Raw genomic sequence first — 25,468 nt, 5'->3', positions numbered from 1 at the left:
TCTAGCCGGCGATCCCGAGCGCCGCGGCCGCCAGCTTCGCCACCTCCAGCGTGCTCCCAGGCGCTTCGCCGTCTTCCAGCATCCACACCGACGACAGCCCGGCCCACGCCAGCACCCACTGCAGCAGTCGCCGCTGCTCGATGCCCTTGGCCTCCGCGATGACCTCGATGCGACGCGCGAAGCGCCCCGGTACCAGCGCGCTCTCACCATCCGGGTTGCACAGGAGGTTCGCGTGGTCGAAGCCGCGCTCGCCGTGCAGACCCTTGGGGTCGATGGCGAGCCAGCCGGCCGGGCCGAAGTCGAGCACGTTGCCGTGGTGGATGTCGCCATGCAGCACGACCCCATCGCGCGGTGCGGCCAGCAGTTCGCGTGCGGTGCGTGCGCTGTGGCCGAAGACGCCGCCGTGCGTGGCCGCGCCGGCCCACAGCGATTCGAACCAGCGCGTGAGCGGCACCAGCGTCGGGGGCGGCGGCGTGTCGCGCGGGGCATGCAGGCGCGCGGCGGCGGCGCACAGGATGCGCGTGGCCTCGTCGTCGCGGCCTTCGTGAACCAGCTGCGCGAGAGAGGCCGTGCCTTGCGCGCGCACCATCAGCAGGGCCTGGCCGTCATGGGCCAGCACGGGCGCGGCGCCGCCGCCGTTCCACCAGGCCATCAACAGGCTGCCCGCCTGCTCCTCGGCCTCGTGCGACACCTTGAGCATGGCCGCAACGCCCTGCTGGCGCACGGGCAGTAGCGTGCCGCTCAGCGAGGTGAAGGCCTCGCCGTCGGGCGTGAGGTTCCAGCGTTCCAGGTAAGGCGCGAACACGCCGTGTGGGACCACTAGCGCGATTCCCAGAACCCCCGGTGCGTGGCGATCATCTCGTCGGCCACCTCGGGCACGGGGCCGATCACCTCGACGGGCTTCTGCCCGCGCGCGAAGACCTCGCGGCAGGGCAGGCTCAGCGTCGGGTTCTCGGGGTGGTCGCCGGTGAGCGCGAGCAGCGCGGATTCTTCCGCGCCGTACACCACGCGCCCGATGTTGGCCCAGTAGCTCGTGCCCGCGCACATGGCGCAGGGCTCGAAGGTGGTCACCAGCGTGCACTGCCACAGGTACTCGGGCGGCCAGTTCTGCGCCGCGTGGCGCGCGAGCGTGGCCTCCGCGTGATGCACCGTGTCGATGTTGCCCTGCTCGGCGAGAACGGTCTCGCCGTCGGGTGCGACGAGCACGGCGCCGAAGGGGTGGCGGCCCATGGCCATGGCGCGTCGCGCCACGGCGTCGGCGCGACGCAGCGCGCGGGTGATCTGTTCGGGGGTCATGCCCCCATTATTTATGCGTTCTGCGAGCCGCGGTGTGCCCAGCCTGTCGTGTGCTTCTCGATCAGGCTGAAGAGTTCGTACATGATCATCGCCATCGCGCCCACCACCATCAACCCAGCGAAGGCCAGGCCCATCTGCATGGCCGAGCCGGCCGAGATCAGCAGGTAGCCGATGCCCTCGTTGGCGGCCGTCATCTCGCTCACCGTGGTGCCGACGAAGGCCAGCGTGATCGCCACCTTCAGCGAGCCGAAGAAGTAGGGCATGGAGCGCGGCAGGCCGATCTTGATGAGCACGTCCCAGCGCTTGGCGCCCAGCACGCGCAGCACGTCTTCCAGCTCGGGCTCGAGCGTGGCCAGGCCAGTCGCGATGTTCACCATGATCGGGAAGAAGCTGATCAGAAACGCCGTGAGGATCGCCGGCCCGATGCCGATGCCGAACCACACGACCAGGATCGGCACGAAGGCCGCCTTGGGCAGGGCGTTGAAGGCCGTCATGAGCGGGTAGATCGCCGCATACGCCAGGCGCGAGCTGCCGATCACGAAGCCCAGCAGCACGCCCACCACGATCGCCAGGCCGAAGCCCGCCATCGTGACCCAGAAGGTGCGCCACGCGTGGCCCGCGATGATTTCCTTGAACTCCCAGAACTGCTCCCAGATGCGCAGCGGGCTGGGGAAGATGAAGTCCGACACGCCGAAGCCCGCGCAGATCACCTGCCACAGCAGGAGCACCGCCACGAGCAGCAGCCACGGCGACCAGCGCTCGAGTTGTTTGCTGTTTTTCATTGCCGCCTCCTCAGTGCGCTGCCGCCGCCGCAGCGGAGGAGGTGGTGGTGGCGTTGCCGCGGATGGCGCCGATGTGGCCGCGCAACTCGAGCACGATGCCGGTGAACTCCTTGGTGTAGGTCAGCTCCAGCTCGCGCGGGCGCGGCAGGTCGATCTCGCGCTTGACCACGAAACGCCCGGGGCTCTTGCTCATCACGTACACCGTGTCGGCCAGGAACACCGACTCGCGCAGGTCGTGCGTGACCAGGATCACGTTGAACTGCTGCTCGGTCCACAGGTCGCGCAGGATGCACCACAGCTCTTCGCGCGTGAAGGCGTCGAGCGCGCCGAAGGGCTCGTCCAGCAGCAGCATCTTGGGCTCGTGGATGAGCGCGCGGCAGATGCTCGCGCGCTGCTGCATACCGCCCGAGAGCTGCCACGGAAACTTGTCCTCGTAGCCGCCCAGGCCCACCTTCTGCAGCAGGCGGCGGGCACGCTCTTCGTATTCCTTGCGTTTGGCCTTGAAGTTCGAGCGGTAGGGCTCGACGATTTCCAGCGGCAGCAGCACGTTGTCGACCGTGGTGCGCCACGGCAGCAGCGAAGGCGCCTGGAAGGCCATGCCCGAGATCTTCAGCGGCCCGGTCACGGGCTGGCCGTCGATGCGGATCTTGCCCATCGAGGGCATCTTCAGCCCCGTGGTGAGCTTCATGAAGGTCGACTTGCCGCAGCCCGAGGGGCCGACGATGGCGATGAACTCGCCGCGCGTCACCTTCAGGTCGATGGCCTCGACCGCGAAGTGGTTGGCGCGCAGCAGCTCTTCGTTGTAGGCGAGCCAGACGTCCTGGAAATCGACGAAGGGGGCGGCTGCGTCGGGTGTCGTTGCGCCGGCCGCCATCACTTGCGCAGGATTCCGCTGAGCTCGGCCGCGGGCGGGAGCATGGCCGCGGTCCACACGGCGTCGGGGCTCACGCGCGTCTTGGTGTTGAAGGCGTCCGAGACCTGCGAGGCCATGAGCGACATGCGGCCCGCGTTGACGGCACCGAAGCCGTCGGTGCGCGCGTCGGCGCTGTTGATGACGGTGTCGATCGCCAGCTGCAGGCGGCGCGTCTCGAGCTTGCTGTCGATGATGCCGTCGCGCGCCTTCACCGACTCGATGCCCATGGCAGGGTTGGCGATGACTTCCTTGGCGCCCTTGGCGAAGGCCGAGAGGAACTTCTTCACCGCCGCCGGGTTGTCCTTGAGCAGCTTGGGCGAGGCGATGATCACGTTGCCGTACAGCTTCACGCCGTAGTCGGGGTAGGGCAGGATCACCACGTCGGCCGCCTTGGCGCCGCGCGCCTCCAGGTTGAGCAGCGAGGTGAAGGTGAAGCCCGTGATGGCGTCGATGTCGCCGCGCACCAGCATGGTCTCGCGCAGCGTCGGGTCCATGGCGGTCCAGTTCACGGCGCCGATGTTGTTGGCCTTGGCGAAGATGGGGAACGCGCGGCGGCCCGCGTCGAACACCGGCGCGCCCAGCTTCTTGCCGGCGAGGTCGGCCGGCTTGGTGATGCCGCTCTTCTTGAGCGCCATGACCGAAGCCGGCGTGTTGTTGTAGACCATCATCACGGCCACCGGCTTGTTCGGGCTGTCGGGGTTGTTGGCGTGGAACTCCATCAGCGCCGCGAGGTCGGCAAAGCCCATGTCGTAGGCGCCCGAGGCCACGCGCGTCACGGTGCCGCCCGAGCCGTTGCCGGCGTCGATGGTCACGTCCAGGCCGGCGGCCTTGAAGTAGCCCTTGGCCGCGGGGTGCAGGAACAGCGCGGCCGGTCCTTCGAAACGCCAGTCGAGCTGGAACTTGATCGGCGTCGGGCTCTGGGCCATGGCCGAAGACAGGCCGAAGCTGAGGGCCGAGGCGGCGAGGAAGGACTGGATCAGTTGACGCTTGTTCATGCGGGTTCCGTGAAGGTGAATGCTTCGGCATTCAAGCAAAAACGGTGCCCGCACGCGATTGGTGCGAACCCTTCCGGTGAATCACCGAGGTGCGCGGTGCGCCCAGGGCGTGTGCGGCGTGCACCGCGCCTGGGAATCCGGGCCGTGGACCGCCGTCAGAGCGTCGCGCCGATCTTGCGCAGCTCGGCAATCTGCGGCGCCTTGGGCAGCCAGACCTTGTCGAATTCGGCGATGACCGGTGCGGGGTTGTAGTTGCTGGCGCTCTTGATCGCGATGCCGCTGGCCTTGAACTTGTCGATGAGGCCCAGCTCGGTGGTCACGATGTCCTTGATCTGCGCGTCGAGCTGCTGCTTCACGAGGTCGGTGATGAGCGCCTTGTCTTTCGCATCGAGCGTCTGCCAGATGCGGCCCGACACCAGCGGGGCGAAGGGCATGAACAGCGCGTTCATCGGCAGCAGGGTTTTCGAGACGCGGTCGAAGCGCTGGTTCCACGAGAACTCGATGTCGGCTTCGAGCCCGTCGACCTGGCCGTTGGACATCGCGTCGAACACGCCCGGCGTGGGAATGGGCGTGGGCGCGGCGCCCAGCAGCTGGTAGAAGTCGCGGTACACCGGCGTGGGGTTGATGCGCAGCTTCATGCCCTTCAGGTCGGTGGGCGAGGCGATGTCCTTGGTGGCGAACACCACGCGCATGCCGGTGATGCCCCAGCCCAGGCCGATGGTGCCGGTCTCGCGCGGCAGCACGTCGAGCAGCTTGAGCGCCGCGGGCGTGCGCACGAGCGAGGCGACGTTGGTGGTCGAGCGCACGAGGTAGGGCGCGTTGATGGCCGCCAGGCTCGCCACGCGCGAACCGAGTTCGGCCGCCTGGATCCAGCCCATGTCGAGCGCGCCCGACTGCAGCTGCTGCATCATGGCCGACTCGTTGCCGAGCTGGCCCGAGTGGAACACCGTGGCGCTCAGGCGGCCGTCGGTGGCCTTCTTCAGCGCCTCGCCGAAGCTCACTGCGGCGCGGTTCCACGAGTGCCCCGCGGGCGTGATGAGGCCCAGGCGGAATTCCTTGGCGGCGGCGGCACGCGACACGGTGCCGAAGAGGGCGGTCGACGCGGCGGCGGTGCCGGCGGCGGCCTGGACGAACTGGCGGCGGGAGAGGGCCATGCGAAGCTCCTGTGGGGTGAGGTGAAGGGAAGCGAGAGACAGCGGATCAGCGCTTACTTGATGAGCGCCAGCGAAAGACTCGGGAACAGCGACAGCAGCACCAGCGCCACGCAGCAGATCAGGAAGAAGGGCAGCGTGACGATGAACATCTTTCCGGGCTTGGCCCCGGTCACCGCCGAGGCCACGAAGAAGCTCAGCCCCACCGGCGGCGTCATCAGCCCGAGCACGAGGTTGATGACCACCACCACGCCGAAGTGGCGCGGGTCGATGCCGTAGATCTCGGTCGCGATGGGCAGCAGGATCGGCACGGTCATGATGAGACCGGGAATGCCGTCGATCACGGTGCCGATCACCAGCAGGATCACGTTCACCAGCAGCAGGAAGGCGATCGGGTCCTTCGCCACGGTCTGTATCCACGCGGCCGTGGCCTGCGGCACCTTGCCGTAGATGAGCAGCCACGAGAACACCGCGGCCGCCGCCACCAGGAACAGCACCACCGCCGAGTAGATCGCCGACTTCAGCAGGATCTGCGGAATCATCGCGAAGCGGAATTCCTTGGTCACGTAGCGCCCCACCAGCACCGCGGCCACCGCGCCCACCGCCGCCGATTCGGTGGGGTTGGCCAGGCCACCGAGGATCGAGCCGACGATCACGATCGGAATGAGCAGCGTCGGGCAGGCCGTGAGGATCGTGTGCAGCCGCTGGCGGGCGGTGCGCTTCTCGGTGCGCGGGTAGTTGTAGATCACGCCCATGCCGGCGATGACGATGAAGAACAGCACCGTGAGGATCACGCCGGGGATGATCCCGGCGATGAGCATGTCGCCCACCGCCACCTGCGCGAGCACGCTGTACACCACGAACATCACCGAGGGCGGAATGATCGGGCCGAGCATGCCGCCGTAGACCGTGATGCCGGCCGCGAAGGTCTTGTCGTAGCCCTGCTTTTCCATCTCGGGCACCATGATCTGGCTCATGATCGCCACCTGCGCGGTGGCCGAGCCGATGATCGACGACACCAGCATGTTCGCCAGGATGTTCACGTAGGCGAGGCCCCCTTTCACCGAACCGATGAAGGCCAGCGCGAGGTCGACGAGCCGGCGTGTGATGCCGCCGCCGTTCATGATCTCGCCGATGAGGATGAACAGCGGAATCGCAATGAGGCTGTAGCTGTCGACGCCGCCGAACATCTGCACCGGGAACGACTGGAACAGCACCGTGTCGCCCGAGTTGAGGATGTAGACGATGCCCGACAGGCACAGGCAGGCACCGATCGGCACGCCGACCAGCATGATCAGCAGGAAGAAGGCAGAGGTCAGCATTTCAGTTCACGGCGTCCGCGTTGGCGACATGGAACTCGTCGTGCGTGCGCTTGGGCTGCAGGCCGAGGTCTTCGAAGAGGTTGGCCAGCGCATGCACGCTGAGGGTGAGCGCGAAGATCGGCAGGATGAGCTGCACCACCCACGTCGGCCAGTCGAGCGTCTGCGTGCGCTCGGTGTAGAGGAAGTTGAAGCTCTCGGCCGCGAACTCCTTCGCGTCGAAGCCGTGGCGCACGATGCCGGCCGGGTCCATCCACAGCCAGCACATCGCGAGCAGGGCCAGCCCGAGCAGCAGCACGCCGCCCGAGGCACTGGCCTTGGCGATGCGCGCGGCCCGGGTGCCGAGCTTGTCGGTGAGCAGCGTCACCGCAAAGTCCAGCCGCAGCCGCGTCATCGCCGACGCACCGATGAAGGTGAGCCAGACCACGCAGTACACCGAGGCCTCGTCCACCCAGTAGAGCGGAAAGCCGCCGTAGCGCGTGACCACGTTCAGCAGCACCAGCACGATGAGCAGCCCCATCAGGCTGCTGAGCAGGTGGCGCTCGCAGCGCAGGACGAGGTCCGACGCGTCGAGCACGCGGCGGGACAGGCCGCCGCTTTCTTTCAAGGCGTTTTCTTGCATGGTGTTCTGGGCCTTGCGGTGCGTCGTGCGCGCGGCGATTACATGACCGACTGGTACTGCGCGGGCCGCGTGGCCAGCGCCTTGGTGACGACCTTCTCGATGAAGGCGCGCTCCTCGCCGATGAGCGGCAGGCGCGGGCGGCGCATGTGCTCGGTGCCCACGCCGACCAGCAGGTCGATGAGCTTGAGGTTCTGCACCAGCTTGGTCGACACGTCCAGGTGCAGCATCGGCGTCATCCACTGGTAGAGCTTCAGGGCTTCGGCGAATTGGCCGGCCTTCATCAGGTCGTACAGCGCCACTGTCTCGCGCGGGAAGGCGCAACCGACACCGGCCAGCAGGCCGTCGCAGCCCAGCGCCAGGCCTTCGTAGGCCAGGTCGTCCACGCCCAGGAACAGCTGGTAGCGGTCGCCCACCGTGTTGCGCAGGTCGGTGATGCGGCGGATGTTGTCGGTGCTTTCCTTGATGGCCGCGATCCACTCGCAGTCGGCCAGCTCGACCATGTGCTCGGGCTTCAGGTCCACGCGGTAGGCCACCGGGTTGTTGTAGACCATGATGGGTTTCTGGGCCGCGTTGGCGATGGTGCGCACGTTGAGCATGGCTTCACGCGCGTCGGCCACGTAGATCACCGAGGGCATGACCATGTAGCCGGCCACGCCCAGCTTGTTGGCGCCGTCCACGTAGCGCAGGGCTTCGCGGGTGCTGGTCTCCGACACGTTGGCCAGCACGGGGATGCGGCCGTCGGCGGCTTCCAGGGCGATCTTGGCGACCTGCAGTTTTTCTTCCAGCGTCAGCGTGCTGGCTTCGCCCAGCGAGCCGCAGGTGACGAGGCCGTGGATGCCGTTGCGGATCTGGAAGTCGATGTGGCGGGCGGTGCCCTCGGCGTCGATGCTTTCGTCGGCGTGGAACTTGGTGGTGATGGCGGGGAAGATGCCTTGCCAGCGGGGATTGCTCATGAACGTGTACCTCGAAAAAAAGAAGAAAAGGGCGCTGCGGACAGCGGTCGAAACCAGGGCTTGAAGGCTTGGTTTTTAAATATATTAGTAAGATATGAGAAATATCTGCTCAGGGTATTAGCAGATTGCATGCCAGCCGAAATGGTGGTTGGAGGCTTCTGGAAAGGGCGATCGGACGTCTGGAAGCACCGCCTTGGCGCACCCACGCCTCAGGATGCGGCGGACGAAAAAAAGCCCCGCGGCGTTGAACGCAGCGGGGCGTGCGGCTGGCGCCGGCGCGGTGCTCAGGTCGGCGTCGTCGCCCCGAAGCCCAGCCAGTACGGATCGCCCACGCGCTTGCCCACGCTGCTGGCGGCGTCGCGCACGGTGGCGCCGAAGCGCTCCACCAGTGCTTCCGACAGTTGCTCCGCGGGCAGCGCGATGCCGAAGGCGTAGGTCTGGCGCGTGGCGGGGTCGAGCACCGCCGACGAGATACCCGCCACGTTGGTCACGTACTCGCCGCGCGACAGGGCCCAGCCCGTGTCGCGGATCACGGCCAGGCGCGCGAGCAGGTCCTTGCGCGTCTTCGGCGCGTGGCCGCGGCCCTGGTCGAGCTTGGTGCCGATCAGGACGCCCACCTCGTCATCGTCCAGGCGGGCCAGCAGCGCGCGGCCCATGGCGCTGGAATAGGCGGGTGCGCGGCTGCCCGGCGGCGTGTAGATCTGCAGCGCGCCGGCGCCGGTGCGCATCTGGATCACCAGCGTGTCGGTGCCGTCGAGCACGTTGATGTAGCCCGTGCAGCCCGTCTCGCGCACCAGCGCATCGAGCGCCTCCTCGACCAGCGAGGCCGTGTTGCGCGAGGCGCGGAAGTGGTACGAGGCTTCCATGATCACGCCGCCCGGGCGGTAGGCGCGCGTGGCCGCGTCGCGGTCCAGGAAGCCGTAGCCGGCCATCATGCTCAGCGTGCGGGAGGCCGAGCTCTTGGGCAGGCCCAGCTCGGTCACGACGTCCGTCACCGTGATGTCGCGACGCAGCCGCGCGATCAGCTTCAGGACGTCCATGGCGTTGGCAAGGGTGCTCATCGTGTTCGGTAGGTTGGGGTGGGAATCATAGGTTCGGCGCCGGTGCGTCTTTTCGGCCGACCCGGGTGAACGCCCGCTTGACAGCCGAAAGTACGGTTTTATCATTCAGTCCAAGTTTATTGGACGTGGTTCCAAAATATGGAACTAACAAGGAATGACCATGCACCATGAAGTGACCGCCGTCGCTCCGCTGGAAGACAAGGGCGCCGGGCACACCGCGCCGCCGCCGGCCGCGCTGCATCCCAAGGCGCTCGCGCCTGCCAACCTGATCCTCACGGTGGTGCTGAGCGTGTTCGGCGCCATCGTCGGCATCCAGATGCTGGCCAGCCTGGGCATCACGCCGAGCACCTCGCTGATCGGCGCGCTCGCGGCGATGACCTTGGCGCGCGTGCCGCTGGCCATGTTCCGGGGCTTTCGCTCGGTGCATGCGCAGAACCTGGCGCAGACGAGCATCTCGTCGGCCACCTTCGGCGCGGCCAACAGCCTGTTCCTGCCGATCGGCATTCCCTTCCTGTTCGGCCTGCCGCAGATGGTGGTGCCGATGCTCATCGGCGTGAGCCTGGCGATGCTGCTCGACGCCTGGCTGCTGTACCGCATGTTCGACACGCCCGCCTTCCCGGCGAAGAACCCGTGGCCGCTGGGCATCGCCGCGGCCGAGGCCATCAAGGCGGGCGACAGCGGCGGCAAGCAGGCCTGGCTGCTGCTGGGCGGGCTGGCCACCGGCGTGGCGGGCGCGGTGTTCAAGCTGCCGATGTCGGCCTTCGGCGTGGCGCTGATCGGCGGGCTCGGCGCCATGACCGCCTTCGGCATCGGGCTGCTGGTGCGGGGCTACTCGGCGCCGCTGTTCGGCTTCGACATCGGCACGCGCTATGTGCCGCACGGGATGATGATCGGCGCCGGCCTCGTCGCGCTGGTGCAGGTGGCGCGCGTGGTGCTGAAGAAGCACGGGCGCGCGGCCGACACTGACGGCACCGCCGCGGCGACAGAGGCGCTGGCCGAAGCCCGCGGCGCCAGCGTGCTCGGCCGCTCGCTCAAGCTGGGCGGCGCGGGCTACCTCGCGATCATGGTGCTGCTGTGCGCGGGCACCGGCATCTACACCGGCATGTCGCCGGGCATGCTGGCCTTGTTCATCGTGTACGGCACCTTCGCGGCCTTCGTGCACGAACTCATCGTGGGCATCGCGGCCATGCACTCGGGCTGGTTCCCGGCCTTCGCGGTGGCGCTGATCTCGCTGCTGCTGGGCATCCTGATCGGCTTTCCGCCCGAGGCGCTGGTGGTGCTGGCCGGCTTCTCGGCCGCCACCGGCCCGGCCTTTGCCGACATGGGCTACGACCTCAAGGCCGGCCACCTGCTGCGCGGCGAGGCCTCGGGCTCGGCCTTCGAACTCGAGGGCCGGCGCGAACAGATGATCGCCGGCATGGTCGGCTTCGGCGTGGCGATCGTGGTGGTGGCCTGCGCCTACCCGCTGTTCTTCGCCAACCACCAGACCGCACCGATCAACGCCGCCTACGTGGCCGCGATCAAGGCCGGCATCTCGGGCGAGACCGCGCGCAACCTCGCGCTGTGGGCCGTGCCCGGCGCGCTGCTGCAGCTGGCGGGCGGGCCGCGCCAGCAACTCGGTGTGCTGTTCGCCACCGGCCTGCTCATCGCCAGCCCGATGGCCGGCTGGATGGTCGCGGCCGGCATCGCCTGCCGGCTCGCGGTGCACGGCGTGCTCGGCGCCGCCGCGCGCGAACGGCTCGAGGTGTTCGCCGGCGGCGTCATCGCGGGCGATGCGCTCTACAGCTTCTTCTCGGGCGCGGTGAAGAGCCTGCGCAAGTAGTTCTCCCTCTTTCCTTTCATCACACACACAGGAATCGAATCCATGAAACGCAATCTGACCAGCGACGACGTCCGCGCGGCCATCTGGGGCGGCGCCATCCTCGGCGGCGGGGGCGGCGGGCTCGTCGCGGCCGGCGAGCGTGCCGCACGCCTGGCGCTGCAGGTCGGCACGCCGCAGCTGTGGAGCGTCGACGAGTTCGACGAGGCCGCGCTCACCGCCACCATGGCCCTGGTCGGTGCGCCGGCCGCGCCCGACCCGCACGTGCAGCCGGCGCACCTGCTGCGCACGCTGGAGCTGCTGCGGCGCGAGCTGCCGGCGGGCCAGAAGCTGGTCGCGCTGCATGCCAACGAGAACGGCGCCGAGACCACGGTCAACGGCTGGTTCCATGCCGCCATGACCGGCCTGCCCGTGATCGACCTCGCGTGCAACGGACGCGCTCACCCCTCGAGCGTGATGGGCGCGCTGGGCCTGCACACCGAGCCTGACTACCTCTCGGTGCAGGCCTACGCGGGCGGCGAGCCGCACCGCTACGTCGAAGGCGTGGTGTCGGGCCGGCTCGAACAGACCTCGGCCGTGGTGCGCCGCGCTTCGGTGGAGGCGGGCGGCCTCGTGGCGGTGGCGCGCAACCCCGTGACCGTGGGCTACGCGCGCCAGCACGGCGCGCCGGGCGCCATCAGCCACGCCATCGCGCTGGGCCAGACCTTTCTCGACGGCGGCGTCGATGCCGTGGCCCGTTCGCTCGACGGGCGTCTCGTGGCCGAGGGCACGGTGCGCAGCTACCGCTGCGAGCAGCAGGAAGGGCTGGACGTCGGCGTGGTCGAGCTCGACGACGCGGCCGGCACCACGCTGCGCTTCATCAACGAGTACATGCTGCTGGCGCAGGGCGGCGAGCGCATCGCGCGCTTTCCCGACCTGATCATGACCTTCTCGGACGACGGCCAGCCCGTGGTGTCGGCCCATGTGCGCCAGGGCGCGCGGCTGCGCGTGCTGGTGGCGCCGCGCGCGCGGCTGCTGCTGTCGCGCACCATGTTCATGCCCGAGCTGTACCGCCCGCTCGAGAAGTCGCTGGGCGAAGCCTTCGCGCCGGCCTGAACGGAGACATGCCATGACACTGCGCATCCGCTGGATTCGGGCCGTCGGCAACGACACCTACAACGCGCGCTTCGCGCAAGAGTTCGCCGAGGTGAAGAACCCCGGCACCGAGGTCGAGGTGGTGTCGCTGCGCAATGCGTCGGTGCAGCACCACGTCGAGTACCAGAGCTACGAGGCGCTGCTGGGTGCCGACATCGTGCGCGCCGTGCGCGACACCGCGCAGCAGGGCTTCGACGCCGTGGTGGTCGGCTGCTTCTACGACCCGGTGCTGGTCGAGGCGCGCGAGATCTCGGGCCAGACGGTGGTGGTCGCGCCCTGCCAGGCCTCGTTCGAGGTCGCGTCCAACCTGGCGCAGAAGGTGTCGGTGATCGTCGGGCGGCGCAAGTGGGTGCCGCGCATCGAGGCGCGCGTGCGCGAGTACGGCCATGCACACCTGATCGCCTCGTTCCGCGCGCTGGAACTCGGCGTGGAAGACTTCCAGCGCGACCGCGACGAAACCGTGCGCCGCATGATCGCGCAGGGCCGCCGTGCCATCGACGAGGACGGCGCCGAGGCGCTCATCCTGGGCTGCACGCTCGAGTTCGGCTTCTACCGCCAGCTGCAGGACGCGCTGGGCGTGCCCGTCATCGATTCGGCGCTGGCCGCCTTCAAGCGCGCCGAGGCGCTGGCCGATACGAAACAGCGTTTCAACTGGACGCCCAGCCGCGTCGGCGGCTGCGAGCCACCGCCCGAAGACAAGGAGCTGCTGGCCTGGAACGTGTTCGACCCGGCCGACGTGCCCGTGGTGTCGCCCGTGCGCGCCTGAACACGGCCATCCATGAAAAACGCCCCGCCGCAGAGACCGCGACGGGGCGTTGTTGTTTCATGGAAGAAACGTCGGCGTCAGCCTCAGTCCTGGGACTTCACCTTCGCCACGGCCAGCGCCGTCATGTTGATGATGCGGCGCACCGTCGCCGAAGGCGTCAGCACGTGGGCCGAGCTGGCGGCGCCCAGCAGGATCGGGCCCACCGTGATGCCGTTCGCGCCCGTCATCTTCAGCACGTTGTAGAGGATGTGCGCCGAGTCGAGGTTCGGGCACACCAGCAGGTTGGCCTCGCCGGAGAGCGTGGTCTCGGGCAGGGCGGTGCGGCGGATCTCGTCCGACAGCGCGGCGTCGCCGTGCATCTCGCCGTCGCACTCGATGTCGGGCGCCATCTGCGAGAACAGGTCGCGTGCCAGGCGCATCTTGCGCGCCGAGCCGCGGCTGGAGGTGCCGTAGTTCGAGTGCGACAGGAAGGCCACCTTCGGCGGCAGGCCGAAGCGGCGCACCTCTTCGGCGGCCATCACGGCGATGCTGGCCAGCAGCTCGGCGCTCGGGTCTTCGTTCACGTTGGTGTCGGTGATGAACACCGTGCGCTTTTCGAGCGTGAGCGCGTTCAGCGTGGCGAAGCCGGGCGCGCCGCGCTTCAGGCCGATCAGGTTGCGGATGTGCTCCAGGTGCACGTCGAAGCGTCCGACCAGGCCGCAGATCATCGCGTCGGCGTCGCCCAGGTGCAGCATCAGCGCGGCGATGGTGGTGTTGGAGCGGCGCACCATGGTCTTGGCGGCCTCGGGCGTCACGCCGCGGCGGCCCATGAGCTTGTGGAAGCTCTCCCAGTAGGTGCGAAAGCGCGGATCGTCTTCCGGGTTCACGATCTCGAAGTCGGTGCCGGGGCGGATGTGCAGGCCGGCCTTCTGGATGCGCGCCTCGATCACGGCGGGGCGGCCCACCAGGATGGGCTGGGCCAGGCCTTCGTCGACCGCCCACTGCGCGGCGCGCAGCACGCGCTCGTCCTCGCCCTCGGCGTAGGCCACGCGCTTGGTGGTGGAGATTTTTGCGGCGCTGAACACCGGGCGCATGAACATGCCCGTCTGGTAGACGAAGCGCGTCAGGTGCTGGCGGTAGGCCTCCATGTCCTCGATCGGGCGCGAGGCCACGCCCGAGGCGGCGGCCGCCTTGGCCACGGCCGGTGCGATGCGCAGGATCAGGCGCGAGTCGAAGGGTTTCGGAATGATGTAGTCGGGGCCGAAGGCCAGCTCCTGGCCGGCGTAGGCGGTGGCCACTTCTTCGCTGATGTCGGCCTTGGTGAGGTCGGCAATCTCGCGCACGCAGGCCAGCTTCATTTCTTCCGTGATCTTGCTCGCGCCGCAATCGAGCGCGCCGCGGAAGATGTACGGGAAGCACAGCACGTTGTTGACCTGGTTCGGGTAGTCCGAACGGCCCGTGGCAATGATGCAGTCCGGGCGCACGGCCTTGGCCAGCTCGGGGCGGATCTCGGGCTCGGGGTTGGCCAGCGCCAGGATGATCGGCTGCGTGCCCATGGTCTTGACCATCTCGGCGCTCATGACGCCGGGGGCCGAGCAGCCCAGGAACACGTCGGCGTCCTTCACCACGTCGGCCAGGGTGCGGGCACCGGTGTCCTTCTGAGCGTAGCGGGCCTTCGATTCGTCGAAGCCGCCTGCGCGGCCCATGTAGATCAGGCCCTTGGAGTCGCAGGCATAGATGTTGGCGGGCTTGGCGCCCAGGCCGACCATCACGTCCAGGCAGGCGATGGCGGCAGCGCCCGCGCCCGAGACGGCGATCTTGACGTCTTCGATCTTCTTGCCGACCAGCTCCAGGCCGTTGAGCAGCGCCGCGGCCGAGATGATGGCCGTGCCGTGCTGGTCGTCGTGGAACACCGGGATGTTCATGCGCTCGCGCAGCTTCTTCTCGATGTAGAAGCACTCGGGCGCCTTGATGTCCTCGAGGTTGATGCCGCCCAGCGTGGGTTCCAGCGCGGCGATGATGTCGACCAGCTTGTCGGGGTCGTTCTCGGCCAGCTCGATGTCGAACACGTCGATGCCGGCGAATTTCTTGAACAGGCAGCCTTTGCCTTCCATCACGGGCTTGGAGGCCAGCGGGCCGATGTTGCCCAGGCCCAGCACGGCGGTGCCGTTGGTGATGACGCCCACGAGGTTGCCGCGGGCGGTGTATTCGGCCGCGAGCGCGGGATCTTCCGCAATGTCGAGGCAGGGGTAGGCCACGCCCGGCGAGTAAGCCAGCGACAGGTCGCGCTGGTTCAGCAGGGGCTTGGTGGGGGTGATCGAGATCTTGCCCTTGACGGGCGAGCGGTGGTATTCGCGCGCTGCTTCTCGAAGTGCTTCTTCAGCGGGGGACAGGGATGCAGCCATTTGAAAAGTCTCCTAGGTTCTGGCGGGCAATGAGGCTACCGCAAAAGCGCGGCCTCTTCTCTCGGGGGGAACGACGAGACCCTCTATCTTCCGCCTGATCGAGAGGGTCTGCCGACTCGCTAAACTTCAACACCCCCGTTTCCGGGGGGCAAATCCGTGCCGCACGGGCGGTGCGGCGAACCAACGTCCACAACCACAGAACAACACGGAGGGACATCGAATGACACCCGGACCTTTCACCGGCACCGAGCCGGATGTCGTGGTCATCGGCGGAGGCCCTTCGGGCTCCACGGTGGCTGCCTTGCTCGCGGACAAGGGCCACGACGTGGTGCTGCTCGAGAAGGCGCAGCACCCGCGCTTTCACATCGGCGAATCCTTGCTGCCGATGAACATGCCGCTGTTCGACCGGCTCGGCGTGCGCACTGAGGTCGAGGCCATCGGCCTGCGCAAGCACGGCGCCGAGTTCGTCTCGCCCTGGCACGACCACAGCAGCCACTTCGACTTCGGCCAGGCGATGGACAAGAGTTTTCCCTATGCGGTGCACGTGCGCCGTTCGGAATTCGACGAGCTGCTGTTCCGCCACGCCGGCAAGCGCGGCGCGCGCACCTTCGAGGGCCGGCGCGTCACCGGCGTCGACATGGACGCCGGCAAGGGCACGCCCGACAACCGGGCGCTGGTGAAGGTCAAGGCCGACGACGGCACCGAGACCGAATGGCGCCCGCGCTTCGTGATCGACGCCAGCGGGCGCGACACGCTGCTGTCGAACCAGTTCGACGCCAAGCAGCGCAACCGCAAGCATGCGAGCGCGGCGCTCTATGGCCACTTCGCCAACGCCGAGCGCCGGCCGGGCCGCTTCGAGGGCAACATCTCGCTGTTCTGGTTCGACCACGGCTGGTTCTGGTACATCCCGCTGAAGGATGGCACCGTGAGCGTGGGCGCCGTGGCCTCGCCGGCCTACTTCAAGCGGCGCCAGGGCGCCTCGCTCGAGGACTTCCTGATGCAGACCATCGCGCTGGCGCCCAAGCTGGCTGCGCGGCTGAAGAACGCCACGCTCATGGAAGGCGCCACCACCACCGGCAACTACGCCTACGACTCCAAGTTCTGCCGCGGCGACCGCTTCATGATGGTGGGCGACGCCTACGCCTTCGTCGATCCGATGTTCTCCTCGGGCGTGTACCTGGCGATGAACAGCGGCTTCGAGGCCGCGACCTGCGCCGACCACTGGCTCAAGGGCGAGGCGAAGGAGGCCGAGAAGGCCTTCCGCCATTACGAGAAGGTGATGAAGCACGGGCCGAAGATGTTCTCGTGGTTCATCTACCGCATCACCTCGCCCGCCATCCGCCGCCTGTTCATGGCGCCGCGCAACATCTGGCGCATGCAGGAGGCGCTCCTGTCCATCCTGGCCGGCGACCTGTTCCGCAACACGCCCATCGGGCCGCGCTTCTGGGGCTTCAAGGTGACGTACTACGCGTCGTGCATCGGCATCCTGCCGCAGGCCGTGAAGACCTGGGCATGGCGCCGACGCAATCTGAAGGAATCGCTGGAAGCTGCAAAGAGCTAGGTTCAGTCTGGAGTGACCGTGTGCTGGGCGAGGGCTTCGAGGGCCTTCACCAGTGCCGAGTGATCCAGCTGGCCGTAGCCCATCGCCGCGCAGGCGTTCATCAGCTGCGCCGCGTTCGCGGTCTGCGGCAGCGCCACGCCCAGCGAACGGGCGCTTTGCATCGCCAGGTTCAGGTCCTTCTGGTGCAGCGAAATGCGGAAGCCCGGCGCGAAGGTGCGCTTGATCATGCGTTCGCCGTGCACTTCGAGGATGCGCGAACTGGCGAAGCCGCCCATCAGCGCCTGGCGCACCTTGGCCGGGTCGGCGCCGGCCTTCGAGGCGAACACCAGGGCTTCGCTCACGGCGGCGATGTTCAGCGCCACGATGATCTGGTTGGCCACCTTGCAGACCTGGCCGTCGCCCGCGCCGCCCACCAGCGTCACGTTCTTGCCCATCTTGTCCAGCAGCGGCTTCACGCGGCCGAAGGTGCCTTCATCGCCGCCGCACATGATCGTCAGGCTCGCGGCCTTGGCGCCCACTTCGCCGCCCGAGACCGGCGCGTCGATGTAGCCGGCGCCCAGCGCCACGATGCGGCGCGCGAATTCCTTGGTGGCGATCGGGTCGATGGAGCTGCAGTCCACCACGATCTTGCCCTGCGAACCCTTCAGGCCGTCGGCCACGCCTTCCGCGCCGGGGGCGCCGAACAGCACCTTCTCCACGTCAGGGGTGTCGGGCACCATGATGAAAATGATGTCGGCCTTGCGCGCCACTTCGGCGGCCGAGCCGCAGATGGTGGCCTTCGAGACGAAGGGCTCCGGCGTGTTGCCGTGCGTGTTCACGAAGAGCTGGTGGCCTGCGTCGAGCAGGTGGCCCGCCATGGGGGCGCCCATGATGCCCAGGCCGATGAATCCGATTTTTTGTGCTGCAGTGGTCATGTCTCTGTTTCCTTCGTGAACGTTCATTGCTTCTTCGTGAGGGCTTCGCGCCAGCCCAGGCCTTCCACCGTGGTGGCGCGGGGCTTGTATTCGCAGCCGATCCAGCCGTCGTAGCCCAGCGCATCGATGTGCTGGAACAGCCACGGGTAGTTGATCTCGCCCGTGCCCGGCTCGCCGCGGCCCGGGTTGTCGGCCAGCTGGATGTGGCCGATGCGCGCCAGCTGCTTGGTGAGCGTGTTGCCCAGCTCGCCTTCCATGCGCTGTGCGTGGTAGATGTCGTACTGCACGCGCAGGTTGTCCGAGCCCACCTCGTCGATCAGCGCCAGCGCCTGGTCGGTGCGCGTGAGAAAGAAGCCGGGGATGTCGAAGGTGTTGATCGGCTCGATCAGCAGGCGCAGGCCCGCGGCTTCGAGTTCGCGCGCTGCGAGGCGCAGGTTCTCGACCACGGTCTTGTGGGCGGCGTCGGTGCTCACGCCCGCCGGCACCTTGCCGACCAGGCAGTTGAGCTGCGGGCAGCCCAGCGCCGTGGCGTAGTCGATGGCCAGCGCGATGCCTTCGCGGAACTCGCCGGTGCGGTCCGGGTGGCAGGCGATGCCGCGCTCGCCCTTGTCCCAGTCGCCGGCCGGCAGGTTGTGCAGCACCTGCTGCAGGCCGTTGGTGCGCAGGGCGGCCGCGAGTTCCTTCTTGTCGAAGGGGTAGGGGAAGAGGTACTCCACCGCCTTGAAGCCGGCCTTGGCGGCCGCCTCGAAGCGCTGCATGAACGGCAGCTCGGTGAAGAGCATCGTGAGATTGGCTGCGAACTTGGGCATGTCTCTTGTCTCCTCAATCAGTCCAGCATCGCCACCGCGAGGGCGGTCGGTGCGTCGGCCGTGCTTTCGGCCAGCGGTTCGAATTCGTTGATGGCGTCGATCTCGGTGCCCATCGCGATGTTGGTCACGCGCTCCAGCATCACCTCGATGACGACCGGCACCTGGAACTCGGCCATGAGCGCTTCGGCGCGGGCGATGGCGGGCGCCATCTCTTCCTGCTTGTGCACGCGGATCGCCTTGCAGCCCAGGCCCTCGACCACCTTGAGGTGATCGACGCCGTAGCTGCCTTCGATGCCGGCATCGGCCGGTGCGTTGATGTTGTCGAAGGCCAGCTGCACGCAGTAGTCCATCTCGAAGCCGCGCTGCGACTGGCGGATCAGGCCGAGGTAGGAGTTGTTGACCACGATGTGCAGGTAGGGCAGCTTGAACTGCGCACCCACGGCCAGCTCTTCGATCATGAACTGGAAGTCGTAGTCGCCCGAGAGCGCGACGATCTTGCGCGTCGGGTCGGCGGCACGCACGCCCAGCGCGGCGGGAATGGTCCAGCCCAGCGGGCCGGCCTGGCCGCAGTTGATCCAGTGGCGCGGGTTGTACACGTGCAGGAACTGCGCGGCCGCGATCTGCGACAGGCCGATGGTGCTCACGTAGCAGGTGTCGCGTTCCAGGTGGTTGTTCATGCACTGGTACACGCGCTGCGGCTTCATCGGCACGGTGTCGAAGTTGGTCTTGCGCAGCAAGGTCTTCTTGCGTTCGCGGCATTCGCCGGCCCAGGCGCCACGGTCGGTGAGCTTGCCCGCGGCCTTCATTTCCTCCGCCACTTCGACGAAGAGTTCGAGCGCGGCCTTGGCGTCGGAGACGATGCCGAAGTCGGGCGTGAACACGCGGCCGATCTGCGTGGGCTCGATGTCCACGTGCACGAAGGTGCGGCCCTTGGTGTAGACGTCGACCGAGCCGGTGTGGCGGTTGGCCCAGCGGTTGCCGATGCCCAGCACGAAGTCCGAAGCGAGCACGGTGGCGTTGCCGTAGCGGTGGCTGGTCTGCAGGCCGCACATGCCGGCCATGAGCGGGTGGTCGTCGGGAATGGCGCCCCAGCCCATGAGCGTGGGGATCACCGGCACGCCGGTGGCTTCGGCAAAGCGCACGAGCAGCTCGGACGCGTCGGCGTTGATGATGCCGCCGCCGGCCACGATCAGCGGGCGCTCGGCCGCCTGCATCATGCCGATGGCCTTCTCGATCTGGGCGCGCGTGGCGGCCGGTTTGTAGGGCTTGAGGGGCTCGTAGGCGTCGATGTCGAACTCGATCTGCGCCATCTGCACGTCGAAGGGCAGGTCGATGAGCACGGGGCCGGGGCGGCCCGAGCGCATGAGGTGGAAGGCCTGCTGGAACACCTGCGGCACCTGGCCGGGTTCGCGCACGGTGACCGACCACTTGGTGACGGGCTTGGAGATCGACTCGATGTCGACTGCCTGGAAGTCTTCCTTGTACAGGCGTGCGCGCGGTGCCTGGCCGGTGATGCAAAGGATGGGAATGGAATCGGCCCAGGCCGAGTACAGGCCCGTGATCATGTCGGTGCCCGCCGGGCCCGAGGTGCCGATGCACACGCCGATGTTGCCGGCCACGGCGCGGGTGTAGCCCTCGGCCATGTGCGAGGCGCCCTCGACGTGGCGCGCGAGGATGTGCGAGATGCTGCCGCGCTGGCGCAGGGCCGAGTACAGCGGGTTGATCGCCGCGCCCGGCACGCCGAAGGCCTGCGTCACGCCTTCTTTTTCCATCACCAGAACTGCGGCCTGGACCGCTGTCATCTTTGCCATTTGAAAGTCTCCTTGAGGTGGCCTCACTGTAGGAAGCGGGGCGCATTCCAAGAAGACGGCTGGGGGCCATAAAACCTATTCCGTTGTGGAATAACTGGCTACCATCCGGCCATGGACCGTCTATTGGCAATGGAAATGTTCGTGCGCGTGGTCGAGACGGGGAGCTTCTCGAAGGCGGCGCGCGAGTTCAACACCACGCAACCCACCGTGACCAAGCAGGTCGCGGCCACGGAGGCGCGCCTGAAGGTGCGGCTGCTCAACCGCAACACGCGCGGCGTGAGCCTCACGGAGCCGGGCGCGCTGTACTACGAGAAGTGCAAGACGATCGTGCGCGACGCGGAGGAGGCCGACAGCATCGTGCAGCTGCGCCAGAACCAGGCGCAGGGCCTCTTGCGCGTGGGCACGTCGGTGGCCTTCGGGCGGCGCGTGGTGGTGCCGCTGGCGCTGGAGTACATGCGCCGGCATCCGCAGGTGCAGCTGGACCTGAGCTTCGAGGATCGCTACGTCGACCTCATCGCGCAGGGCATCGACGTCGCGATCCGCATGGGCAAGCTGGCCGATTCGTCACTGGGGGCGCGCTACCTGGGCGCGAACCCGTGGGTCATGGTGGCGTCGCCGGCCTACCTGAAGAAGCACGGCACGCCCAAGCGCGCGCAGGACCTCAGCGCGCATGTGGCGCTGATCTACAGCAGCGTGGTGGGTGATGAGTTCTGGCGCATGCACACGCCCAAGGGCGATCCGGTGACGGTGCCGGTGTCGGGGCGCTTCCGGTCGAACAACCTGTCGGCTGTGCTGGCCGCGGCGCGTGACGGACTGGGCATTGCGCTGATGCCGCGCTATGTGGCGAGCGAGTCGCTGGCGGCTGGCAAGGTGAACGCCGTGTTGGGTGACCACGCGCTGCCGGAGCAGGAGATCCACGCGGTGTTTCCTTCGCCGAAGCTGGTGCCGGGGAAGGTGTCGGGGTTCGTGGCGTTTCTGCAGGGGCGCTTTGACGAGGGGTGGTGGGACGCCTGACGGGGTTTGTTCAGGGCGCGTGCACAGGACATCGGGTACTCCCCTCCGCGAATGTCCCCCGCTTCGCTCCTCCTTGATTTCGCTGCGGGGAGCACCCAATGCCCTGCGCACAGGGCACGCTGTGGGTGTTCGCCCTGTGTGGACGGCAGCCTTCAGGCTGCCAGCCGCTGTGCCGCCCGCCCCGCAGGCCGGGCCAACCCCAGGTGGTCTCGCAACGTGCGTCCCTCGTATTCCGTGCGAAAGATGCCTCGCTTCTGCAGGATCGGCACCACGCCCTCCACGAAATCCTGCAGCCCATGCGGCAGCGCATCGGGCATCAGGTTGAAACCGTCGGCCGCGCCGCCCTTGAACCAGCGTTCGATGTCGTCGGCGATCTGCTCGGGCGTGCCCACGATCACGCGGTGCCCGCCGCCGCCTGCGAGTTCGCGGATCAGCTCGCGCACCGTGTAGCCGTGCGTACGCCCGGCCGCGACCACGGCGTTGAAGAAGGTGTGGTTCCCGTTGCCATTGCCGGGCAGCGGCAGGTCGTCGGGCAGGCGTTCGTCGAGCTTGAGGCGGTCGGGCGTGATGCCCAGCGTGCCGGCCAGGCGCGTGAGGCTGTAGTCCCACGGGATCAAATCGACCAGCGCGTCGCGGCGGCGAAGCGCCTGCGCTTCGGTGGCGCCGACGATGGTGGTGAGGCCTGCCAGCACCTTCACCGCGTCGGGGCCGCGGCCCAGCTCGGCGGCGCGGGTCTTGAGGGCGCGTGCGTAGGCCTGCGATTCCTCGAAGGATTGCGAGGCGGAGAACACGGCTTCGGCATGGCGCGATGCGAGCTCGCGCCCGTCGGCCGAGGCGCCGGCCTGCACCAGCACCGGGTGGCCCTGCGGCGGGCGCGGCAGGTTGAGCGGGCCCTGCACCGCGAAGTGCTCGCCGCGGTGCGCGAGGGCATGCACCTTGGCCGGGTCGATGAAGCGGCCGGCGGCCTTGTCGCCGACGAAGGCGTCGTCTTCCCAGCTGTCCCACAGCGCCTTGACGATGTCGGCGAACTCGGAGGCGCGGGCGTAGCGCTTGGCATGGTCGGGCGTGGTGTCCAGGCCGAAGTTGCGCGCCGAGGGCAGGTCGGCCGTGGTCACCATGTTCCAGCCGGCACGGCCGGCGCTCACGTGGTCGAGCGTGGCGAAGCGGCGTGCGAGGTTGTAGGGCTCGTTGTAGCTGGTGGAGGCGGTGGCGATGAGGCCGATGTGCGTGGTCGCGGCGGCCACGCAGGCCAGCAGGATGGTGGGCTCCAGCGCGGCGATCGGGCGGAAATGGATCTGGTCGACGATGGCGGCGTTGTCGGCCAGGAACACGGCATCGAGCTTGGCGGCCTCGGCGATCTGCGCGGTGCGGATGTAGTGCTGGATGTCGGCGAACGCCCACGGGTCGCTTTCCGGCAGGCGCCAGGCCGAGGGCACGAAGCCCGAATGCAGGATGTTGACGTTGAGGTGCAGCTGCCTGCGCGGCGCGGTGGTGTTGTTGCTCATTGGTTGAAGTAGTCCGGCAGCCGGTAGCCCGCCCACACGGGGTTGGCCTTGAAGAACTTCTGGAATTCGGGCGACTGGTAGGCGGTGGCGATGTCCTTCGCGAACTTCGCGTGCTCGTTGCTGCGCTTCACCGCCACCACGTTGACGTAGGGCAGCGTCATGTCTTCGAGCTTCAGCGCCTCGGTGAGCTTCAGGCCGGAGGCCACGGCGAAGTTGCCCTGCACGGCCGCGAGGTCGGCGTCGGCCAGCGAGCGCGGTGCCTGTGCGGCGTCCAGCGGCACGATCTTCAGGCGCTTGGGGTTGCTCGCGATGTCGCGCTCCGACACGCTCAGCGGACTCACGCCCGGCTTGAGCGTGACCCAGCCGATGGCCGCGAGGATGTTGAGCGCGCGCGCCGCATTCACCGGGTCGGCCGGCAGCGTGACGGTGGCGCCGTCGGGCACGGCGTCGAGCGTCTTGTGGCGGCGCGAGTACAGGCCCATGGGCGGCGTCGGCACGTGCACCACGGGCACGAGGTCGAAGCCCTGCTGCTTGTTGGTGGCGTTCAGGTACAGCGAGTGCTGGAAGATGTTGGCGTCGATCTGGCCGCGCTCCACGGCGTCGTTGGGCTGCACGCCCTGGCTGAACTCGACGTACTTGATGCTGTAGCCCAGCTTCTTCAGCTGGGGCTCGATGCCGTGGGTGAAGGCGTCGCGGTAGGGGCCCGGCATGAAGCCGACGCGCAGGTCGTCCGCGTGGGCGGGCGCGAGCAGCAGCAGGCTCAGGGCGAGTCCGCCGGACAGCGGGGCAAGGCGGCGCAGCCACAAGGGGGCGCGCGAAAGGGAAGGCATGGCGACAACTCCGGGAGACGGCAAAGGGAGTCGGGCACTCTAGGACGCACGCTGCGCGCCGCGAACGAAGATTTGCGCGCTTGCATATCCGCAGGCCGGATAAACCGCGCCGGCTTTTGTAGGATGCGCCCCATGACCCTGCACATCGGAATCGTCGGCTGCTCCGCCGAAGGCGCAGCCCTTTGCTACAAGACCATCTGCATCGAGGGCGCGGCGCTGCTCGGCCCGCATGCGCACCCCGAGGTGTCGATGCACACGCCCTCGCTCGCGGAGTACACGCGCTGCCTGGACGCGGGCGACCTGGTGGGCGTGGGCGCGCTGATGCTCGGCTCCGCGCACAAGCTCGCCGCGGCGGGCGCGGATTTCCTGATCTGCCCCGACAACACGATCCACCAGGCCTTCGACCACGTGGCACCGCATTCGCCGCGGCCCTGGCTGCACATCGCCGAGGTGGTGGCCGACGAGGCCGTGCGCCGGGGCTTTCGCCGCATCGGCATCACGGGCACGCGCTGGCTGACCGACAGCGAGGTGTATCCCGAGAAGCTCTCGGCGCGCGGCCTTGAATTCGTGCGTCCCACCGTCGAAGAGCGTGCCGAGATCGGCCGGATCATCATGGACGAGCTGGTCTGCGGCATCTTCAGGCCCGAGGCCGTGGCCACCTTCCAGCGCGTGATGCAGCGCCTGAAGGACGAGGAGGGCTGTGACGCGGTGGTGCTCGGCTGCACCGAGATCCCGCTGATCATGAGCGACGCGAATTCGCCGCTGCCGACGCTGGATTCGACGCGGCTCTTGGCGCGCGCGGCCTTGCGTCGCGCCACGCAGAAGTCAAACTAGGCCAGGAAGTCTTCGATCAGCTGCGCCACGCGCTGCGGCTGGTCGTGGTGCAGCATGTGGCCCGCGTCGTCGAGCTGCTCGATGCGCACCGAGGGCACGGACTTCAGCCGCTCGTGGAATTCGGCGAGCGTGTAGCGGGCCTTCCACCAGCCGTGCAGGCTGTCGTCCGAGGCCTCGACCATCAGCGTCGGCACGGTGATGCGCGCATAGAGCGCCAGTGTTTCGTCGACGCGGAAGATGTTGGCGTTGACGATCTTGTGCGCGGCCTCGCCGAGGATCTGCCAGCGCGTGCTGCCGTCGGGCTGGGCCTGCGGCGCCGACCAGTGGCCGGCCAGCCAGTCGGCCTTGTCCTGCGTGAGGCGCGGGTTGGTCTTCATGAGGCGGCGCGCTACGCCGTCCACCGCCGAATAGCCCGCGAGCGCTTTCTCGCCGCGGTGCAGGCCCTTGAGCTCGTCGATCCACTGGCCGTAGCGCGCGGGCGCCTCGGCGGGCTGGCGCGCGGGCATGCCGAAGCCTTCGAGGTTGACGAGGCGGCGGATGCGCGCCGGGCGCACGCCCGCGTAGTGCATGGCGACGTTGCCGCCCATGCTGTGGCCCACGAGGTCGACCGGGCGCGCATCGTCGCCTTCGCCGGCGTAGTGGTCGAGCAGCCATTCGAGGTCGGCCAGGTAGTCGGGCAGCCAGTAGTTGTCGACGCCGCCGCCGTCGGTGAGGCCGAAGCCGCGCCAGTCGGGGGCGATGATGAAGCGGTCGTCCTTCAGCGCATCGACCACGAACTGCCAGGAGGCCGCCACGTCCATCCAGCCATGCACCAGCACCAGCGGCGGGCGATCGTTCGACGGCTGGCCCCAGAGGCGGACGTGGTAGTTCAGGTTGCGCACGGGCACGAATTCGCTGCGCGAGGGGCGGAGGGCTTGGTACATATGGCGCTCGATGATACGGAGAGGCCGCGCCGCGCGCAGTCCGCCACAGGACAGGGCGGCGCTCGGTTTCTC

General features: G+C 68.2%; 23 protein-coding genes. 6 read left to right on the top strand and 17 right to left on the bottom strand.

Features of this window, described 5'->3' with window-relative positions:
* Nucleotide 1 precedes the first annotated feature (1 nt).
* The 10 genes from AC1RAA_RS25520 to AC1RAA_RS25475 form a co-directional block, all read right to left on the bottom strand.
* Nucleotides 2-805, bottom strand: coding sequence for an aminoglycoside phosphotransferase family protein (locus AC1RAA_RS25520; protein ID WP_492740650.1), 804 nt, complete (start codon nt 803-805; stop codon nt 2-4).
* Between the two features lie 14 nt (nt 806-819).
* Nucleotides 820-1,296, bottom strand: coding sequence for a nucleoside deaminase (locus tag AC1RAA_RS25515; protein WP_159275739.1), 477 nt, complete (start codon nt 1,294-1,296; stop codon nt 820-822).
* Between the two features lie 11 nt (nt 1,297-1,307).
* Entirely contained in the window at nt 1,308-2,078 is a 771-nt protein-coding gene (locus AC1RAA_RS25510; protein WP_139702026.1) for an ABC transporter permease, read from the bottom strand.
* A 10-nt stretch (nt 2,079-2,088) separates the two neighbouring features.
* Complete coding sequence (locus AC1RAA_RS25505; protein ID WP_492728180.1) at nt 2,089-2,952, bottom strand: ABC transporter ATP-binding protein; 864 nt, start codon at nt 2,950-2,952, stop codon at nt 2,089-2,091.
* Nucleotides 2,952-3,986, bottom strand: coding sequence for an ABC transporter substrate-binding protein (locus tag AC1RAA_RS25500; RefSeq protein WP_095950867.1), 1,035 nt, complete (start codon nt 3,984-3,986; stop codon nt 2,952-2,954). Before AC1RAA_RS25500 ends, AC1RAA_RS25505 begins: the two co-directional genes overlap by 1 nt.
* A gap of 155 nt (nt 3,987-4,141) precedes the next feature.
* Nucleotides 4,142-5,140, bottom strand: coding sequence for a TRAP transporter substrate-binding protein (locus tag AC1RAA_RS25495; RefSeq protein WP_492728178.1), 999 nt, complete (start codon nt 5,138-5,140; stop codon nt 4,142-4,144).
* Nucleotides 5,141-5,193: 53 nt separating this feature from the next.
* Complete coding sequence (locus AC1RAA_RS25490) at nt 5,194-6,459, bottom strand: TRAP transporter large permease (RefSeq protein WP_062473357.1); 1,266 nt, start codon at nt 6,457-6,459, stop codon at nt 5,194-5,196.
* A gap of 1 nt (nt 6,460) precedes the next feature.
* Entirely contained in the window at nt 6,461-7,078 is a 618-nt protein-coding gene (locus AC1RAA_RS25485) for a TRAP transporter small permease (RefSeq protein ID WP_095746346.1), read from the bottom strand.
* A 38-nt stretch (nt 7,079-7,116) separates the two neighbouring features.
* Nucleotides 7,117-8,031, bottom strand: coding sequence for a dihydrodipicolinate synthase family protein (locus AC1RAA_RS25480; RefSeq protein ID WP_492728175.1), 915 nt, complete (start codon nt 8,029-8,031; stop codon nt 7,117-7,119).
* Between the two features lie 284 nt (nt 8,032-8,315).
* Nucleotides 8,316-9,092 (bottom strand): IclR family transcriptional regulator, encoded by a 777-nt coding sequence (locus AC1RAA_RS25475; protein ID WP_492728173.1) that lies wholly within the window; start codon nt 9,090-9,092, stop codon nt 8,316-8,318.
* 160 nt (nt 9,093-9,252) lie between these two features.
* Between AC1RAA_RS25475 and AC1RAA_RS25470 the strand changes: the two genes are divergently transcribed.
* Genes AC1RAA_RS25470 through AC1RAA_RS25460 form a run of 3 tightly spaced genes read left to right on the top strand, consistent with a single transcriptional unit; the run spans nt 9,253 to nt 12,811 of the window.
* A complete protein-coding gene (locus AC1RAA_RS25470) occupies nt 9,253-10,914 on the top strand; it encodes an OPT/YSL family transporter (RefSeq protein ID WP_492728171.1) in 1,662 nt (553 codons plus the stop codon).
* Between the two features lie 42 nt (nt 10,915-10,956).
* Nucleotides 10,957-12,006, top strand: coding sequence for an S-methyl thiohydantoin desulfurase domain-containing protein (locus AC1RAA_RS25465; RefSeq protein ID WP_492728169.1), 1,050 nt, complete (start codon nt 10,957-10,959; stop codon nt 12,004-12,006).
* 13 nt (nt 12,007-12,019) lie between these two features.
* Nucleotides 12,020-12,811 carry an aspartate/glutamate racemase family protein gene (locus tag AC1RAA_RS25460; RefSeq protein ID WP_492728167.1) on the top strand — a complete coding sequence of 264 codons (792 nt, stop codon included), beginning with the start codon at nt 12,020-12,022 and terminating at the stop codon, nt 12,809-12,811.
* An 83-nt stretch (nt 12,812-12,894) separates the two neighbouring features.
* On the opposite strand, the gene AC1RAA_RS25455 is transcribed toward AC1RAA_RS25460, so the two are convergent.
* Nucleotides 12,895-15,195 (bottom strand): NADP-dependent malic enzyme, encoded by a 2,301-nt coding sequence (locus AC1RAA_RS25455; RefSeq protein ID WP_492728165.1) that lies wholly within the window; start codon nt 15,193-15,195, stop codon nt 12,895-12,897.
* A gap of 220 nt (nt 15,196-15,415) precedes the next feature.
* Between AC1RAA_RS25455 and AC1RAA_RS25450 the strand changes: the two genes are divergently transcribed.
* Nucleotides 15,416-16,756: an NAD(P)/FAD-dependent oxidoreductase gene (locus tag AC1RAA_RS25450; protein WP_492728163.1), complete on the top strand. Its 1,341-nt coding sequence runs from the start codon at nt 15,416-15,418 to the stop codon at nt 16,754-16,756.
* A gap of 2 nt (nt 16,757-16,758) precedes the next feature.
* Here AC1RAA_RS25450 and AC1RAA_RS25445 read toward each other — a convergent pair whose 3' ends face one another.
* The 3 genes from AC1RAA_RS25445 to gcl are packed head-to-tail and all read right to left on the bottom strand — an operon-like array spanning nt 16,759 to nt 20,290.
* Nucleotides 16,759-17,670, bottom strand: a complete 912-nt coding sequence (locus AC1RAA_RS25445; RefSeq protein WP_492728161.1) for a 2-hydroxy-3-oxopropionate reductase — start codon at nt 17,668-17,670, stop codon at nt 16,759-16,761.
* Between the two features lie 23 nt (nt 17,671-17,693).
* Complete coding sequence (gene hyi, locus AC1RAA_RS25440; RefSeq protein ID WP_492728155.1) at nt 17,694-18,479, bottom strand: hydroxypyruvate isomerase; 786 nt, start codon at nt 18,477-18,479, stop codon at nt 17,694-17,696.
* 17 nt (nt 18,480-18,496) lie between these two features.
* Nucleotides 18,497-20,290, bottom strand: a complete 1,794-nt coding sequence (gcl, locus tag AC1RAA_RS25435; protein WP_159273301.1) for a glyoxylate carboligase — start codon at nt 20,288-20,290, stop codon at nt 18,497-18,499.
* Nucleotides 20,291-20,401: 111 nt separating this feature from the next.
* Here gcl and AC1RAA_RS25430 point away from each other — a divergent pair, with 111 nt between their 5' ends.
* Nucleotides 20,402-21,304, top strand: coding sequence for a LysR family transcriptional regulator (locus AC1RAA_RS25430; RefSeq protein WP_070062397.1), 903 nt, complete (start codon nt 20,402-20,404; stop codon nt 21,302-21,304).
* 152 nt (nt 21,305-21,456) lie between these two features.
* Here AC1RAA_RS25430 and AC1RAA_RS25425 read toward each other — a convergent pair whose 3' ends face one another.
* Both AC1RAA_RS25425 and AC1RAA_RS25420 read right to left on the bottom strand, forming a co-directional pair.
* Nucleotides 21,457-22,809 carry an LLM class flavin-dependent oxidoreductase gene (locus tag AC1RAA_RS25425; RefSeq protein ID WP_492728146.1) on the bottom strand — a complete coding sequence of 451 codons (1,353 nt, stop codon included), beginning with the start codon at nt 22,807-22,809 and terminating at the stop codon, nt 21,457-21,459.
* On the bottom strand, nt 22,806-23,639 hold the full coding sequence (locus AC1RAA_RS25420; RefSeq protein WP_492728144.1) for a MetQ/NlpA family ABC transporter substrate-binding protein: 834 nt from the start codon (nt 23,637-23,639) through the stop codon (nt 22,806-22,808). The genes AC1RAA_RS25425 and AC1RAA_RS25420 overlap by 4 nt, the downstream gene beginning before the upstream one ends.
* Nucleotides 23,640-23,771: 132 nt before the next feature.
* On the opposite strand from AC1RAA_RS25420, the gene AC1RAA_RS25415 reads away from it, so the two are divergent.
* On the top strand, nt 23,772-24,473 hold the full coding sequence (locus tag AC1RAA_RS25415) for an aspartate/glutamate racemase family protein (RefSeq protein ID WP_492728141.1): 702 nt from the start codon (nt 23,772-23,774) through the stop codon (nt 24,471-24,473).
* Here AC1RAA_RS25415 and AC1RAA_RS25410 read toward each other — a convergent pair.
* Entirely contained in the window at nt 24,470-25,396 is a 927-nt protein-coding gene (locus AC1RAA_RS25410; protein WP_492728139.1) for an alpha/beta fold hydrolase, read from the bottom strand. The genes AC1RAA_RS25415 and AC1RAA_RS25410 overlap by 4 nt on opposite strands.
* Nucleotides 25,397-25,468: the final 72 nt, after the last annotated feature.

The organism is Variovorax sp. GW823-FHT04F07 (assembly GCF_058795995.1).
This window is presented reverse-complemented; position numbering and strand designations above follow the sequence as displayed.